Source organism: Rhodococcoides kyotonense (assembly GCF_900188125.1).
Classification (GTDB): Bacteria; Actinomycetota; Actinomycetes; order Mycobacteriales; family Mycobacteriaceae; genus Rhodococcoides; species Rhodococcoides kyotonense.
In genome coordinates this window covers 165,473-181,382 of sequence record NZ_FZOW01000009.1, presented here as the reverse complement: position 1 = coordinate 181,382, position 15,910 = coordinate 165,473, and the positions used below count along the sequence as shown (strand labels likewise).

General features: G+C 61.5%; 13 protein-coding genes. 6 read left to right on the top strand and 7 right to left on the bottom strand.

The genetic code is table 11. From position 1 onward, the window contains the following. The first annotated feature begins 67 nt into the window (after positions 1–67). Both CHB96_RS16585 and CHB96_RS16580 read left to right on the top strand, forming a co-directional pair. Entirely contained in the window at positions 68–1,213 is a 1,146-nt protein-coding gene (locus CHB96_RS16585; RefSeq protein WP_089248131.1) for a helix-turn-helix transcriptional regulator, read from the top strand. A 92-nt stretch (positions 1,214–1,305) separates the two neighbouring features. After that, on the top strand, positions 1,306–2,145 hold the full coding sequence (locus CHB96_RS16580; RefSeq protein ID WP_176444331.1) for a helix-turn-helix domain-containing protein: 840 nt from the start codon (positions 1,306–1,308) through the stop codon (positions 2,143–2,145). A 6-nt stretch (positions 2,146–2,151) separates the two neighbouring features. Here the strand turns inward: CHB96_RS16580 and CHB96_RS16575 are convergent, their stop codons facing one another. Further along, the gene (locus tag CHB96_RS16575) at positions 2,152–2,472 is read right to left on the bottom strand and encodes a 2Fe-2S iron-sulfur cluster-binding protein (RefSeq protein WP_089248127.1); all 321 of its coding nucleotides are present in this window, start codon (positions 2,470–2,472) and stop codon (positions 2,152–2,154) included. A gap of 258 nt (positions 2,473–2,730) precedes the next feature. On the opposite strand from CHB96_RS16575, the gene CHB96_RS16570 reads away from it, so the two are divergent. Further along, positions 2,731–4,086: a cytochrome P450 gene (locus CHB96_RS16570; RefSeq protein WP_089248125.1), complete on the top strand. Its 1,356-nt coding sequence runs from the start codon at positions 2,731–2,733 to the stop codon at positions 4,084–4,086. Then, the gene (locus CHB96_RS16565) at positions 4,083–5,336 is read left to right on the top strand and encodes an NAD(P)/FAD-dependent oxidoreductase (RefSeq protein WP_089248123.1); all 1,254 of its coding nucleotides are present in this window, start codon (positions 4,083–4,085) and stop codon (positions 5,334–5,336) included. Before CHB96_RS16570 ends, CHB96_RS16565 begins: the two co-directional genes overlap by 4 nt. Positions 5,337–5,404: 68 nt before the next feature. On the opposite strand, the gene CHB96_RS16560 is transcribed toward CHB96_RS16565, so the two are convergent. The 6 genes from CHB96_RS16560 to CHB96_RS16535 form a co-directional block, all read right to left on the bottom strand. Then, a complete protein-coding gene (locus CHB96_RS16560) occupies positions 5,405–7,381 on the bottom strand; it encodes an acetoacetate--CoA ligase (RefSeq protein ID WP_089248121.1) in 1,977 nt (658 codons plus the stop codon). 144 nt (positions 7,382–7,525) lie between these two features. Then, positions 7,526–8,593, bottom strand: coding sequence for an Rv3169 family protein (locus CHB96_RS16555; RefSeq protein WP_089248119.1), 1,068 nt, complete (start codon positions 8,591–8,593; stop codon positions 7,526–7,528). 22 nt (positions 8,594–8,615) lie between these two features. Further along, positions 8,616–9,722 carry an NAD(P)-dependent alcohol dehydrogenase gene (locus CHB96_RS16550; RefSeq protein WP_089248117.1) on the bottom strand — a complete coding sequence of 369 codons (1,107 nt, stop codon included), beginning with the start codon at positions 9,720–9,722 and terminating at the stop codon, positions 8,616–8,618. Positions 9,723–9,859: 137 nt separating this feature from the next. Continuing rightward, positions 9,860–10,753, bottom strand: a complete 894-nt coding sequence (locus tag CHB96_RS16545) for an acyl-CoA dehydratase activase (RefSeq protein ID WP_089248115.1) — start codon at positions 10,751–10,753, stop codon at positions 9,860–9,862. A 6-nt stretch (positions 10,754–10,759) separates the two neighbouring features. Further along, the gene (locus CHB96_RS16540) at positions 10,760–12,085 is read right to left on the bottom strand and encodes a 2-hydroxyacyl-CoA dehydratase subunit D (protein WP_089248113.1); all 1,326 of its coding nucleotides are present in this window, start codon (positions 12,083–12,085) and stop codon (positions 10,760–10,762) included. Between the two features lie 33 nt (positions 12,086–12,118). Beyond that, entirely contained in the window at positions 12,119–13,282 is a 1,164-nt protein-coding gene (locus tag CHB96_RS16535) for a 2-hydroxyacyl-CoA dehydratase subunit D (RefSeq protein ID WP_089248343.1), read from the bottom strand. Between the two features lie 448 nt (positions 13,283–13,730). Between CHB96_RS16535 and CHB96_RS16530 the strand changes: the two genes are divergently transcribed. Together CHB96_RS16530 and CHB96_RS16525 are read left to right on the top strand one after the other, a co-directional pair. After that, entirely contained in the window at positions 13,731–15,098 is a 1,368-nt protein-coding gene (locus CHB96_RS16530; RefSeq protein ID WP_089248111.1) for an MFS transporter, read from the top strand. Continuing rightward, positions 15,095–15,910 carry an SDR family NAD(P)-dependent oxidoreductase gene (locus CHB96_RS16525; protein ID WP_089248109.1) on the top strand — a complete coding sequence of 272 codons (816 nt, stop codon included), beginning with the start codon at positions 15,095–15,097 and terminating at the stop codon, positions 15,908–15,910. The genes CHB96_RS16530 and CHB96_RS16525 overlap by 4 nt, the downstream gene beginning before the upstream one ends.

Sequence of the window (15,910 nt, the reverse complement as noted above, 5' to 3'; positions counted from 1 at the left end):
TCTATGATGTGCCTTGGGTCACATCGCGCCGGGCCCTTCCTACAGTCACAAGGAGTTGATCGCTGGGATGAGGTCCGCCGCGTCTTCGGTCACCCCGACGGCCCGTACGTCCGCTCACGATCTGTTCGGGCGAGTGCGGGACGTGCTCGGGGGCTCGGATGAGCTGACTCGCATCGAACAGGGCGGCTCCGATGTCGTGTCGCTCCGCCGATTTCTCGTGGAGCGGCTACGCGCAACGGTGTTCGATCGCAGCGAGATCGAGGCGATCGCCCGGATTCTCGTTCGGATCGATGCTCACCAGTGCGAGACGGTCTCCGCGCAGATCGAGAAGTGTGCGGCCCAGTTCGCGGCTCTACGAACCGTCGCTGACGCGATCGGCGCGGCGCAACCGGACGACCTGGCGCACACGGTGACCACATCTCTGTGCGGTCCACTCGGGTACCGAAAGGCGATGTTCTCGGTCGTGAACGGATCGTCCTGGTCGCCCGCATCGGTGTCGATGCAACCTGACCTCGCACCGATGTTCGCCGACCTTGTCTCGGCCGTCGACGGTCATGGAATCGAGTTGCGGGACGCGCCCCGCGAGGCGGAACTGGTGCGCAAACGCAGGCCGTACGTGCTCGATCGAGTCGACACGTATCGGTACACCTATCGGCCCCTGATCGATCTGTCTCGTCCGTCCGGGTACCTCGCGGTACCCATCGTCGTCGGAGGCAGGGCACGGGGCATCATCCATGTCGACCGGCACGAGGAAGGCTTGACCGACTCGGACATGCACATGGTGGGCGCTCTCGCTGCGGTGTGCACGTTGTCCAGCGAACGAGCCGATCTGAGGGGGTCGCTCAGAGCCCGTCGCACCGACATGGAAACGCGCATCGCACAACTCGCCCGCGCGCTACGGGAACTCGACGCATCGAGTGTTGGTTTCGCCTCCGCAGCGGACGAGCAGAACGGTCAGGTCGGACGCGAGTCGGGGCCGGTGTCGCGGGCAGGCCCGCCCGCCGAATTGACGCACCGCGAATGGGAGGTACTCGAATTGCTCGCTGCAGGAGAAACGAACTCGTCGATCTCGCATGCGCTGTGCATCTCCGACGGTACTGTGAAATCCCACGTACAGAGGATTTTTCGCAAGATTCATGTGTCGACGCGCGCGGAAGCCGCAGCCTTCGTCGCGCGCAGGCGTTCACGACCGCGGAACGCCGACGGTCGATGAGCTCATCGTTCAGATCGGGTACGTACCGGAGTCCCGAGACATCGGAAACGGTCCGACGAATCGTCGCCGACGCCGACTCAACCCACGCCGAGGTGGCTGAATCGGTGGCAGCCCTGTTCGATCGTGAGGTTGCGTCCGAATCCGCTCTCCTGGAACAGATGACACGATCGGTGACGATTCTCGACGACGTGTTCGATTCCATGGTGTCCGCACCGTCGGAGCGCGAGCTGATCCACCGTGCATGCTCCGGTGCAGCGCGGCTGTGCGACGCGGACACAGCGGTACTGTCGACGGTGTCCGGCGACACAGCGACGGTCGTGAACGCGAGCGGCTGGGCAGGCATGGGTCGGTTTGCGCTGGGGGAGAAGACAATCGAGGTAGATGCGCTGTCGGTCGGCGGCGTCGCAGTCCAGTTCGAGAAGTGCCAGACGGCATCGATCACGTCCGTGATTCCCGACCGTCCGTGGAGCGTTGCAGCAGTGTCCGTCGACGGCAAGAACATCGGGTTGCTCCATGTGGCTGCGGTGCTGCCGCCGACGCTGCGCGACGCGTTCGGGGCCTATGCCGCGACACTCGGTGGTTGCATCGAGCGGAGTGGCCTACGTGTGAAACGCATTCGGCAAGAGCAGGTTCTGTACGACAGCGTCCGATCGTGGGCCGACGGCGCGGAGTTCTCCATCGGGATGGCGTCGGGCTCGCCCGGCGCCGAGGCCAAGCACGAGGCCGTGGCGACCGGGTCGGTGATGCACCCGAGCGAACCGCTCACCGATCGGGAAGCGGAGGTGCTGTCGGCGGTGCTGACCGGTGCTTCGAATGCGGCGATCGCAACCGAACTCGTCATCACGGTCGACACGGTGAAGTCGCACATGAAGAAGATCCTGCGCAAGTTCGGCGCAGCCAACCGTGCCGAGCTCATCGCCCGGCACGGGTGACCGTCGTCAATTCTCGCCAGGGACGGTGACGTGCACCGTGGGAGTGTCTTTGCCGATGATGAGCTGACACGCGAGTCGAGAGCACGGGCGTGCGCCTTCGATGAATTCGATCAGATCTTGCTCCTCCAAGCTTGGCTCATCGAAGTGTGTGGTCGTCGAGTGGTCGTCGAGATACACGTGACACGTTGCGCACGAGCAGCTTCCGCCGCACTCGGCGATAATTCCTGGAAGATTGTTGCGCACTGAACCGTCCATGACGGATTGGCCGGAGGGCACGTCGACGGACACTTCGGATCCGTCGGACAGTCGATAGACAACTGTGGACATCGGTAACTCCTCGAGAAGACGGAACGGGCGAACGGTGCTGCCCGTAAGTGTTGCGCCACCATCTCCTGGGCCGCATCACCTCGGTTGCGTAACCATGTGCGCCATCGGGGGGATAGCAGGCGGCGAGATACCCCTGGATGACGACGCGATTCCACCGAAGGTGTGATGTGACTCACCCGTAGTGCGAGCAGTGTTGATCTCGCGACGCCCCGCAGTCCGACGACGGGGTCGGCCGCGCTTACCGACCAAGGAGATTCGATGACGACGACCGAAGGCACCACTCACATCAACCCAGGCGGAGTGCTTCAGCCCGATGCCCTCATCCCGGAGGAGATCGCGCGCCAGATCGTTCTTCCTGAAGGCCACCGCGACAACGACGCCTTGTTCGAGGCATACCGCTGGCTGCGTGAGAACAATCCGCTCGGCCAAACCGACGTGGAGGGATACGATCCGATCTGGCTTGTCAGCAAGCATGCCGACATCATGGAAATCGAGCGTCAGCCCGACGTGTTCACCAGCGCGGGTGGCGACGAAAAAGGTTCGGTCAACCCGATTCTTGCCAACCAGGTCGGCGACCAGTTCACGAAGTCGATCAACAACGGCAGCCTCCGCATCCTCGAGACGCTGACATACCTCGACCCGCCGGAGCACACCGCAGTCAAGGACATCGCCTTGGACTGGTTCCGCCCCGGCAACGTCTCTCAGTGGGAGACCACCATTCGCGGGCTCGCGAAGAACGCGGTAGAGCGACTGCTCGAGACGGACGGCAAGATCGACTTCGTCAAGGACTTCGCCATCCACTACCCACTCCACGTCATAATGAGCCTGTTCGGTGTGCCGGAGACCGACGAGCCACGCATGATGATGCTGACGCAGGAGTTCTTCGGCACCGCGGATCCCGATGCAGTTCGCGAGGACGTCGAGCCTCTGAGCGCGGATGCGGCTGCCAAGCAGTGGGTTGCGACGATTCAGGACTTCTACGCGTACTTCGAGAAGTTGCTTCTGGACCGACGCGCCAACCCGCGCGACGACCTCGCGACGATCATCTCGCAGGCGCGACGCGAAGACGGCGAGTACTACCCCAACGAGGTTGCCTACGGCTACTTCATCGCAATCGCAACTGCCGGACACGACACGACGTCGAGCACACTCTCCGGTGGCATTCTCGAACTCGGTCGCAACCCAGAACTCCTTGCACGGGTTCGCGAGGATCCGAAGCTGATCCCGAACCTGGTCAACGAATCGCTGCGGTGGGCTTCGCCGGTGAAGCATTTCATGCGGATGGTCACCAAGCCCTACACGCTTCGCGGGCGAGAGCTCAATCCGGGAGATCGCTTCATGCTGCTGTACCAGTCGGGTAATCGCGATGCCGAGACAATTCCGAACCCCGATGTGTTCGACATCGATCGCAGGCCGAACAAGCACATTGCATTCGGCTACGGGCCGCACATGTGCATCGGTCAGCACTTGGCCAAGCTCGAACTCAAGATCATGTTCGAGGAACTGTTGCCGCACATCGAGTCGATTGTCTCGGTCGGCGACAACAAGGTGATTCAGACCAACTTCGTCGGCGGGCTCAAGAACATGCCGGTCCAGATCGAATTCCGCAGGTGACCAGCGATAACCCCGGACAGCATCAGGTAGTCGTCGTAGGAGCCGGGCACGCCGGTGGCACAGTTGCCGGCGTGCTCAGGCAGCAAGGGTACGCCGGCCAACTGGTGATGCTGGGAGACGAACCCGACCCGCCGTATCACCGGCCACCTCTGTCGAAGAAGTTCACCGATTCAGCATCGGTGCAGTGGTTGCGCCCTGCGGAGTTCTACACCGACAACGACATCGATCTGAGGGTGTCGCAGTCTGTTTCACGTATCGACAGAGACGGCCGCTACGTCATGACCGATGCAGGGGAGAGGTTCGACTACGACACCCTGATCCTTGCAACGGGCGCGGCGGCTCGTGGTCTGCCGGTGCCGGGACACGACCTGGACGGCGTTCTGTCGCTACGTACGTTGGCCGAGGCGGAGACGTTGCGGCACAGTGTTCGCGCCGGGGCCCGCATCGCGATCATCGGCGGAGGGTACATCGGTCTGGAAGTGGCTGCATCGGCCCGTGCGCACAATTGCGACGTCGTGATCGTCGAACGGGAGGATCGCTTACTCGCTCGGGTCGCGAGTCCCGAGTTCGCCGATGTGCTGAGCGGATTTCATCGTGCCCGCGGAACCCGAATAATGACCGACGCTTCGGTGGTCGAGATCGGTTCAGCCGCTGACGGATCCGTCGGATTCATCCGCCTGGGTGATGGGACAGTGATCGAATGCGATGTCGTCCTGGTTGGGATCGGTGCAGTCCCCAACGATACGCTCGCCCGTCAGGCGGGGATCGAGTGCGATCAGGGCATCGTGGTCGACGGAGCTGCGCGCACGTCGGACCCGAGCATTCTGGCAATCGGTGACGTCACCAACCGCATCCACGACGGGATCGGGCGTCGAATGCGACTGGAGTCGATCCCGAGCGCAGTCGAACAAGCCCGTCAGGCTGCTGCAGTGGTCATGGGCACAGAGATGCCGAAGCACGAGGTTCCGTGGTTCTGGTCGGATCAGTTCGACATGAAGATGAAGATGGCGGGTGTGAAGTCCGACGGTACCCACGCGGTATTGCGTGGAGATCCAGCAAGTGGTTCGTTCGCCCTGTTCCATCTGGCTGCCGACGATTCGGTCGATTCGATCGAAACGGTCAATGCAGCAGCAGAATTCATGGCGGGGAAGAAGTATCTCGCCAGTCGGGTCCGGTTGGATTCACTCAAACTGGCTGATGTCAGCGTGTCGATGCGCGAAGTGTTGCTCGACTCCTATCTCGCTCACTGACAGACAGAGAATGCGCCGTGTGCGTACCAAGGGGTACACACACGGCGCATTTCGTCGTCCAGGAGGGGTCAGGCCCTGAATGCCTTGGCATAGTCGACATACCACTGAAGTACATCGGTGTCCGCGACGGTTCCGCGATTGACGGCAACGGACTCGTCGACGCCCTGAATCAGCTTCTTGATCGGCACTTCGAGCCGTTTACCTGTGCGGGTCAACGGGATTGCAGGCGCCGCCAGAATCACGTCTGGTACGTGGCGCGGTGAAACCTCGATGCGAATGACTTTCTTGATGCGGTCGATCAAGGTCGCGTCGAGTTCAACACCTTGAGCCGGGACCACGAAAAGCGGCATGTGGTACTCCCCGCCCGGCAGTTCCGCGCCGATGACCAGGCTGGAGGACACTTCCGGCAAAGCCTCTACAGCGTCGTAGATGTCTGCCGAGCCCATCCGCACTCCACCGCGGTTGATCGTGGAGTCGGAGCGTCCGTGGATTTGGCAAGTGCCGTTCTCGGAGATCGTGATCCAATCCCCGTGCCGCCACACACCGGGAAAGGTGTCGAAGTAGGAGTCGTAGTAGCGAGTTCCGTCGACGTCGTTCCAGAACTTGATCGGCATCGACGGCATCGGGGCCGTGATCACCATCTCGCCGACACCGCCGACAACGGGCGTTCCGTCCTCCGTCCAGGCCTCGACCTTGCAGCCGAGGCAGGGTCCCATCAGCTCTCCGGTGACGACCGAGTCCAGCGGGTTCGCGCCTACGAACGCCGTTGCCACATCGGTTCCGCCGCTGTCGGATCCGAGGAGAACGTCGGAACTGACCTTTTCGTACACCCAGCGCCAGGTCGAGTCCGGAAGTGGGGAGCCGGTGGTCATGATCGACCGCAGCGCAGAAAGGTCGTATTTCTTGCCCGGTTCCGTGCCCTCTTTCTCGCACAGGGTGAGATAGGCGGCTCCGGTACCGAATCGGGTCACATCGAACTCGCCGCACAGCCGTAGGGCGGTATCGGGGCCGGTGGCTGTCGGGCTTCCGTCGTACGTGACGATCGAACATCCCGTGAACATCGTGTCCACCAACATGTTCCACACCACCCATGCCGTACTGGCTGCGATGAGAACTCGGTCGGTGGGACCGAGGTCGTAGGCCAGTGCGTTGGCCTTGAGAACTTCCAACAGGATGCCGCCGTGCGAATGGACGATGCCCTTCGGAAGGCCAGTGGTACCCGAGCTGTACAAGATCCACAGTGGGTGCTCGAACGGAAGCTGGGCGTAGGTAGGCTCCTCATCTCCCCGTACGAGTGCTGCGAAGTCGAGATCGCCTTCCGCCAAGGTCGATTCGGGATCGAGATGACGGACGGTGATGGTGTGCTCGACGGTAGTCAGGGAGCGACGCACTTCGCCGATCACGTCGCTGCGGTCGACTCGTTTGCCTGCCCAGACGTATCCGTCGACGCCGATGAACACCGTGGGTTCGATCTGGACAAATCGATCGACGAGCCCTTTCACACCGAAATCCGGTGCGCAGCATGACCAGATGGCGCCGACACTTGCGGTAGCGAGCAAGGCGATGACAGTCTCTGCGATGTTCGGCAGAACAGCGGCGACTCGGTCGCCGGGGCCGACGCCGAGTTCGCGGAACTTCGCAGCGAGGTTGGCGGTCTGTCTTTCGAGCTCGCCCCACGAGGTCGTGGTCGGTCCGTCCGTCTCCGTGACTGCGACGATCGCGGGCGCATCCGGAGTGATGCTCGCTCGGCGAAGGAGATTCTCGGCCCAGTTCAGCCGCGCGCCGGGGAACCACACCGCCCCGGGCATCGTGGCATCGGCGAGAGCCGATTCGGGAGGTGTCGAATGCACGACGTCGAAGTACTCCCAGATCGACATCCAGAATGCGTTCGGATCGGTGACAGACCACTGCCACAAGTCGGTGTAGCTCTCGGTGTGCGTGTCACGGTGCCGTCTGATCCAGCGTTGGAAGTCGGCCATGCGCGAAGAATCGATGCGGTCGATCGACGGGGTCCACAGCACCTCGCGCTCTGCAGGTTCAGTCACGAAAGGTCTCTTTCTTCGAGTGAAGTGTCGCCGACCACGTTGGTGCGTCCGCAGTCCGTCACTGCGTCGAACGAGAACGTACACAGGCACTTCGAGTGCGTTGCGGAAACTCCGCGAGGGACGACGCCAACACTGGAGTCCGGGTCAGCGTCGAACGCTCGACTGATATTCATAGGTCTTGCTGCGAGTGAGGGCAAATTCGAAAATTCCTCGACCCGCCGCGTTTCGCAAACGGGTGACCTCGTCGGCAGGACCTCCGGTGAGCGTCAGATCGAAGTCGGCAAGCCTGTCCGTCAGTGCGGAGTCGAGAGTCTTCTGAGTCACCGATCCGTCGAGTGGATAGACGTCGTGCTCGACGACATCGACTCCAGCTGGAGTGCCATGGTGCCCGCCGTATCCGGCGCCCGCCATATAACCACCCCCGGCCGACGCGTCGGTGCCGATCTCGTAGCGACGACCGGCTGCCGTTGCCACTTCCACGATGCCTGATCGCAGGTCGAGGTTGCTGTCGAACGTGAGGTCGTGCCGTACGTCGGTGATCGTGTCGACTTCTCCGTCGGCGTGCATCACGGCGCCTTCGAGGAGGAGCCGTGTGTGATCGCGTGTCTCCACGAGAAGGAAGCCGACGCTGCGGTCGTCGAACTGCGCCTGATACCAAATGTGCAGGCCCTGTCCGCCGGACATCGTCCGGACGCCGCGCGAGCGGTCACGTTGTCCGTCCCATCCCTCGACTGACGTCGACGTGCCGTCGATGGACAGAGTGCCCTCGTAGAACCCCGACTGAAAGAGATGGTCGAACGCCGAAGCGGCTGCCCCGGCGTTGTTGACTGCCACCTCGCCGAACCACGCGGGTGTCCTCGCGGTCCATGTCACATCGAACTCGACGCCGATCGGATTGGGGCCGAGCTTCAACTTCCAGACCTTGTTCGGTGAGACCACCTCGAATGAGAACGGTCCGCCGCCGTTGCCGTCGGTTGCACTCAATTCTGTCGAGAATCGGAGATTACGCTGTTCGGAACCGTTGGAGAAGACGATGAAGCCGTCGACTGTGTTCTTAGGGGGATACATCCCGAACCCGATCAACACCGAGATCGGGTCCCCGCTCCGCGGATGCAGATTGAACACGAATCTGTCGAAGAAGCGGTCCGGAAGGCCCGTGGTGTCGGGGGAGACGAGCTCGTCGTGGAAAGTGCCGTCGATCGTGTCGGTCATGAATGTCCTCGAATCTCGGAGCTTAGTTGTTCAGGAGCACGACTTTGGTGACTTCACCATTGTGCTGGGCAGTCACTGCGTCGTTGATCTTGGACAGAGGGAACGTGGTGATCATCTTGTCGAACGCGAAGCGGCCTGCTTTGTACAGATCGAGCAATTCGGGAATGAAGACATCGGGATCGCTGTCGCCTTCGACAATGCCTTTGATGGTGAGCCCGGCCTGCATAGTGGCAACGATGTTGATCGGAAGTTCGACGGAGAAGTCCTTGGGTACGCCCACGAGGCCGAGCATGCCGTTCACGGCCATCGATTCTATGGCAGCTTTGATCACCGCGACGTTGCCCGTGGTGTCGAAGGCGAAGTCCGCGCCGCCGGCGATGATGCCGCGCACCTGCTCGGGCAGCGGCCCGTCGGCGGGGTCGAGAGCGTGGGTTGCACCCAATTCCAGTGCCAGCGCACGACGCCCTGCGTGAGGCTCGGACACTATGATCGTCGAGCATTTCTGAACGACGGCACCCAACACAGCAGCCAGGCCGACGGGGCCTGCGCCCAGGACCAACAGCGACGATCCTTCGGGGGCTGACATCGATCGCATGATTGCTCCCGCACCGGTTTGAATGCCGCATCCGAGAGGGCCGACCAGTTCCAGTGGAATCGACTTGTCGATCTTGACCACGTTGCGCTCGGAGGCCATCGCGTGAGTAGCGAGCGAAGACTGGCCGAAGAAGTGACCGTGAAGTTCGGCGTCGCCGAATCCGCCGAGAGGATTGGAGCCGTCCGGGCGGCTTCCGATGTAGTTGTACGCAACGAACTCCAGACAGTACGCAGGGCTGCCTTTCGTGCACGACGTGCATTTGCCACAGCTGTTGAAGGACAAGGCGACGTGGTCGCCGGGCCCTACCTTCGAGACATTCGCCCCGACTTCGATGACCACTCCACTGCCTTCGTGGCCCAGGACCAAGGGGTAGGGGAGCCCGTAGACGCCGTCGCGTGCCGCAATGTCCGTGTGGCATAGACCGACACCTGTGATCTCGACCAGTACCTCATGGTCGCGGGGGCTCTCGAGTGTGACTTCTTCGAGCGCGAAATCAGTGTTCGGACCGACGGACACTGCGGCGGTGATCTTCATACGGGCTAGCCTCTCGCGACTGCGTCCGACTCGACTCGGAACGACTTAACTCGAACGAAACAATGGGCCAACATTAGAATGGTCAGTCCGAAGTGTCAAGGGTCGTTCATCGCTTGGTGCAGTGCCACTTCTGCCAGCTACATGAGCCTGATCGCCGGCATTTTCAGTTCGACAGTCCCTGAGCAGTCTTGGCAGGCGCGGTCGACGGAGCTAGCAGGATCAGCGAGCCGTACATCCGGGGGAGTGTCCCTATCGCCCGCGTCGAGCGCAAGAAGCGCGGCTCCGTACGCGCCGGTGGTCTGTGGATCCGCGGGCACGTCGATGGGCAATCCCAGCGCCTCGCTCAGAAAGTGCACTGCTGCAGCGTTTTTGGCGACCCCTCCAGTCATGACTACGGGCTTCTTCTTTCCCACCTGGGCGATGAGTCCCAGCGTTCGTGCAGATACCGCTCGATGAACGGACGCCGCGATATCCGTGCGCTCGGAACCCGACGCCAGGAGCGAAACGATCTCGGTCTCGGCGAAGGTGGCGCACATGCTGCTGACCTCGAGATTCTTGTTGCCTGCCAGCGCGAGGTCTGCCAATTCGTCGACCTCGCATTCGATTGCCCGGGCCAGCACCTCGAAGAATCGCCCGGTTCCGCTGGCGCACCGATCGTTCATGGCGAAATCGTCGACCAAGCCGTCCTCGTCCACGGCGATCACCTTGCTGTCCTGGCCGCCGATGTCGATGATCAATCGAACACCGGGGCACAGGGCTGCCACTCCGCGAGCATGACAGGTGATCTCGGTGAACGAGCGTCCGACGTTCGGAACCAGCCTTCGCCCGTACCCGGTACTGATGGTCCCGGCGATCTCACCCGGGGTCACCGAAGCTCGTTGCAACGCTTCGGCAATCGCGCGGTGCATACCCGCGCGACTCACCGCACCCATCTGGATGGCGCTCGATCCCAGGAACGCACCCGACGCATCGAGGACGACTGCTTTCGCCGACGTCGACCCCAGATCGACGCCCATGTAGTAGCCCGTCACCGGAAATCAGACCCGGCTGCGACGGACATCGATGCCTTCGAGCATCGCGGTCAGACGACTTTCGAGAATCTCGTCCTTGTAGAAGGACGCGTCGGCGACGTCGCCCTCGAAGAACATCGAGGGAATGCCGAGCTCCTTCTGCGCGGACTTGGCAAGCAGGTGCTGAGGATTGGTGAATGCACGGCATGTTCGCGACGCGTGAAATACGATCCCGTCGATGCCGTAGTCCTCGCAGTCACGGTTGGTCAGATGCTTCAGCGTCTTGACGCCGTGGTTGGTAGGGCAAAGCAGATAGTGCTGCGCCATACCGAGAATTGGGTCCTCGGTGTCGATCAGGTGGGGCTCCTGCCAGAACGCATTGTGCGTGTAGCGTCCGCAGACCACCGCGACATCGGCGTCGGCGAATTTGCGTGAGAGCCATCCGAGCTTGTTCCAGTTCATGATTCCGTCGAAGTACAACCGGTAGCGCTCGTTGCGGACACCGGGAATCGAATTGTCCAGTCGGCGCTGCACTTCGGCTTTGACGTCGGCGAAGTACTGGACCAATTCCGGTCCGGCAGGCATGAAGTTGATGTGCGCGATGCTGGCGATCCAGTCCCAGTAGGTAGCTGGAGTCGGGGCTGCCCGGCACAGCGCCATTGCCTCCCTACGAAGCTCCGAAGCGCGCTTGATGTAAAACATGTTCTGCCGCAGAGCATCCCAATCGAAAGGCCGCCCCGTCATCGCTTCCAGGAAAGCGATCAGTTTGTGTAGCTGATCGGCGACGTACTGAGACGCCTGCACCCACTCCTCGCCGCGGAGGTACCCGGCGTCGGGTTTGTTGCTCGGTAGGAAGGGGATGGAGACGTTGAAGATCGGCACCTCCTTGCCGAAGACGCGATACGAGATTTCGTCCCACTGCTGGCCGGTACTGCATCCGGCGTATGCGTTGACGAAGAAATCGGGTGCGGGAAGACGCGACGCGAGCTGCTGCTGGTCCACGAGTCCGACAATGCCGTTCTCGTCCTCTGACCTCGCCTGCTCGGTGAGCACTGCGCACCCGAGGTGCGTGCGCGCATAGGAGCAGAGCTCTCCGATGTAGCCGTACTCCTCACCCGCGAGCTGGGCGGGCTTCTCGAGCTGCTGCGCGGCCAGCCGTGCAGAGAAGGCCTCCCCATGGCACCATTCCAGGCCGGCTGCCTGGAAGATCGGGTTGACGGCCGAGCCGTTGTACCAGACCACCTGCTTGCCGCGTTCTTCCGCGGTGAACAGGTTTTCCCAGTAGTCGCCGACCATGTTGGTGGCCGTCGGGATGACGATCTTGTTCGCGTTGCTGATCGTGGGTGCAGACACAGTTGTTTCCTCCGAAGATCTTCGAGTTGGGGGTCAGACAGCCGACAGATGCTTGCGCCGAATCTTCTCGACCATTGCTTCGACACGGGTTCTGATCGATTCCATCGGCAAACCCTCGTGTTCAGTCTCTATGAGCAACAAGGGAATCGAGTGCGAGCCCAGCGCCTTACGCAGCTCTGGATAGAACAGCATGTGAGGTTCGCAGAACTTCGCCATCAACACGATGACGCCCTGCGCGCCGCTCTCTCGGACCGAATCGACGAGGAAGCCATCCCAGTCGACCTCGTGCTGGACCCGCGTCGGGCACGGTACTGCAGTGTTGCGCCGCAGGTACACCGATGCAAGTGCCTCCATCGGGCTATCGAAAGGACCGATATCCGTTGATACGTAACGGGTTCCGTGGAAAAGATCGTCGTCGACGACGATGGCGCCGCATTCTTCTATGACGTCGAGAAGTTCTGGCTTGGGTGCGTGGCAGAAGTGCCCCGACAGGTGAACTCGAATTCGTCCGTCGCGGGGCACCGGGTTCGAGTTCTCGATGACCTCGCGCAGCAGTTCCGTGTGCTCCTCCTTGTCCATGACCATGCTGGACTTGACGAGTATCTGTATCTCCGACGGCGACAGTGCGGCGTCGCCGGAGCGCCTGCTCTCGAAGACCTCTCTCATCGCACGACGGTTGGTATCGAAGACGGCGATGCTGCGTGCCACGTCGGAGTCGCTGATACGGACGTCGGCGAAAGCCTCGAGTTCGCGGCGAAAGTCGGCCATCTTGCTCAGTACCTGCGGGAACGCCCAGTCGTCGCTCAGCGACGACATCAATTGACCGAAGTAGACGGGCTTGTCCCCCTCGTCCTCGCGGACGACGTCGACAGCTCCGAGGAGCTGAATGCAGTGGTCGGCGTGGAAGAAGCCGTCGTAGACGTCGAGTCGACCGAGTGCTGCTTGGTCCGCGACACTTCTGGTGTAGCCACAATTGAAATCGCCCAACAGGTTTCGGCCCACGGTGATGGGCTCGCGGTCCTCCTGGATGACCACGGGCAGCACTCCGACGGCATGCGCCAGTTCGGCAGGAAAATTCATCGGAAACACTCCGAGGGATTTACGCCCGGTTCGTCGTTTCCAGTGTGCGACATAATCGTTCGGGTTGTCGGCTGCGGCCTTCATCGTGCGCATTGCCTGTGTGATCGTCGACGGCATGGATCCTCGCCTGTTCTTCTCGGGGGCGTCGTGAAGGTGGCGTCGGAGCGCGTTCTCGGCTGTGACGTGCCCGACTCCAGCGATCATGCGCCCAAGTTGCACAGATTGCAATAATTGGTTCGAAAAAATGTACAACGTTGCAGCTGGAGGGAGTAGTCTTCAGCTCGGCGCTCGCGCACGACGGGTTCGTACGGACTCCACTGGTGACACGGAAAGGTGGATCTCTTGTGCACGCTCGAACGGGGGGGCGACATGGCCGTGTGTCGAACTATATTGTTGCGCAGTGATATTCGGGACGTTGACCCCAAAACTTTCCTTGACGAGATGTGCATCACAATCTATGGTCGTACCAATCGTGGCGAACTCCGTGCGATACCACGGCCTCTCCTTTGGCCGCGGCCCCCCTTCCTCATCCACCAGCCCCCTCGCAACGAGCACAGGAGAAGATATGTCCTTGTCCCCGCCTCCCGATACCGCCGACGCCCCCTCGAAAACCACCTCCAGGCGTGCAGCGGTCGCAGCGTTCTCTGGATCTGCGATCGAGTACTACGACTTGGTCGCTTATGGAACGGCAGCAGCTCTGGTCTTCGGCAATCTGTTTTTTCGCGACGTCAGCACGCATGTCGCGTTGCTACTTTCTTTTGCGACATTCGCTGCCGGCTATGTGGCTCGTCCGCTCGGTGGTCTGCTCTTCGGTTATGTGGGGGACAAGTATGGCCGTCGCACCGCAGTGCTCCTCACTATCTCGGTGATGGGCGTAGCCACGGTGTGCATCGGGTTGTTGCCCACGTACGACACGATCGGAGCTTTCGCCCCAATCCTGCTGGTCGTTCTTCGTGTTCTGCAGGGCCTCGCCGTAGGCGGTGAGCTGGGTGGGGCTGTACTGATCTCGGTCGAGCATGCGCCGCGGAACAAGCGCGGTTTCTACGGTAGCTTCTCCACCGCTGGTGCTCAGGCCGGAACTGTGCTTGCGACCATCGTGTTCGCGATCGTCGCGCTCATGCCCGACGAGGCGTTCAACTCGTGGGGTTGGCGACTTCCGTTCCTGCTCAGCGCCGTCATCGTTCTGGTCGGCATGCTGATCCGCCGCGGTCTGGACGAAACCCCCGACTTCAAGCAGAGCCAGCGCGACCGTGCATCGACGACGGTCGAGCACAACCCGATTCGCGACGCGTTGTCGCAGCATCCGATGACCATCCTCGGCATCACCTTCATCATGGCCGGGATGATGTCCATCTGGTACGTCATCACGGTCTACAGCTTGAGTTACGCCGTCAACCACTCCGAAATCCCGCGTACGAGCATGCTGTGGGTCATCTCTGCGGCCACGCTGGTTGTTGTTCTGATGAACCCGGTGTGGGGGTCGTTGTCCGATCGAATCAGTCGCAGCCGTCTCATCGTCTTCGGGCTTCTGAGCGAGGCCACGCTGCTGTTTGTGTACTTCGCGATGCTCGACGTCGGCAACCTCACCCTGATCTTCGTTTCGCTGGTCCTCGTCGCAGGCTTCGGTCACGCGGTCGTAAACGGAATTTTTCCTGCCTTCGTCGTCGAGAGTCTGCCTCCCGCGGTCCGGTACACCGCAGGATCCTTCGGAATGCAGCTCGCCGCGCTGTTGGCTGGCTTTGCGCCACTGGTCGCGACGGCACTCGAACCCACAGCTGGCGGCATCTGGACCGTCTGTGCACTATGTCTTGCACTGTGTGCCGTCGGTGCCTTCAGTGCTGTGTGCATCGTCAAAATACATAAGCCCCAGGATGATTCGACCGTTGATCCGGCATCGCCCGCAACGAATAATGAAACGAGCAGTGCGCAGTGACACACGCATCCACGACGCCACAGCCCTCGCAGCATCGAGGCTACGATTTCTCCGGTTCCGGCATCGTCATCGCCGGTGGGACATCGGGAGTGGGCCTCGCGACGGCCAGGTACTTCGCCAACGCAGGGGCCGAGAAGCAGGTGTTGGTAGGTCGAAACGAGCAGCGCGGCAAAGAAGCGCTCGCGAGTCTCGCCGAAACCAACCCTGAATGCGATGCGCTGTTCGTCGCAGCGGACGTCAACGAAGTCGGGGCGGCCGACGACGTAGTCCGACAAGCGCACGAGCACATGGGAAGAGTTGATGTTTTGGTCAATTCGACTGTCGCGCAGTATCAACCGACGTTGTTACATGACATTCCGGCAGACAAGCTGGTGGACATCCTCGTGCAGCAGGCCGTCGGGCCGATCTTGATGAGCAGAGCGGTCGTTCCCGTGATGCGTGAACAACGTGTAGGTGCGATCGTCACCATCGCCTCCGACGCGGCCAAGGTCCCGACTCCCGGTGAGACCGGAATCGGCGCCGCGATGGCTGCCATCGTGACGTTCTCGCAAACCCTCGCAGTAGAGGCGAAGAGATACGGGGTACGCGTCAACGTGCTCACGCCGTCGCTCATCGTCAACACTGGATCGTACGACCGTGCGATGAGTGCCGAGTTCAGCAGGAAGATTTTCGACAAGATCGTTTCGCAGGCTCAGCTGGGACTGACCGAACCGGAAGATCTGGCTGATGCGATTCTCTTCCTTGCTTCACCTCTGTCGCGCAGAATAACGGGACAGGTGATCAGCGTGAACGGTGGTATCTCAGTTGTCTGA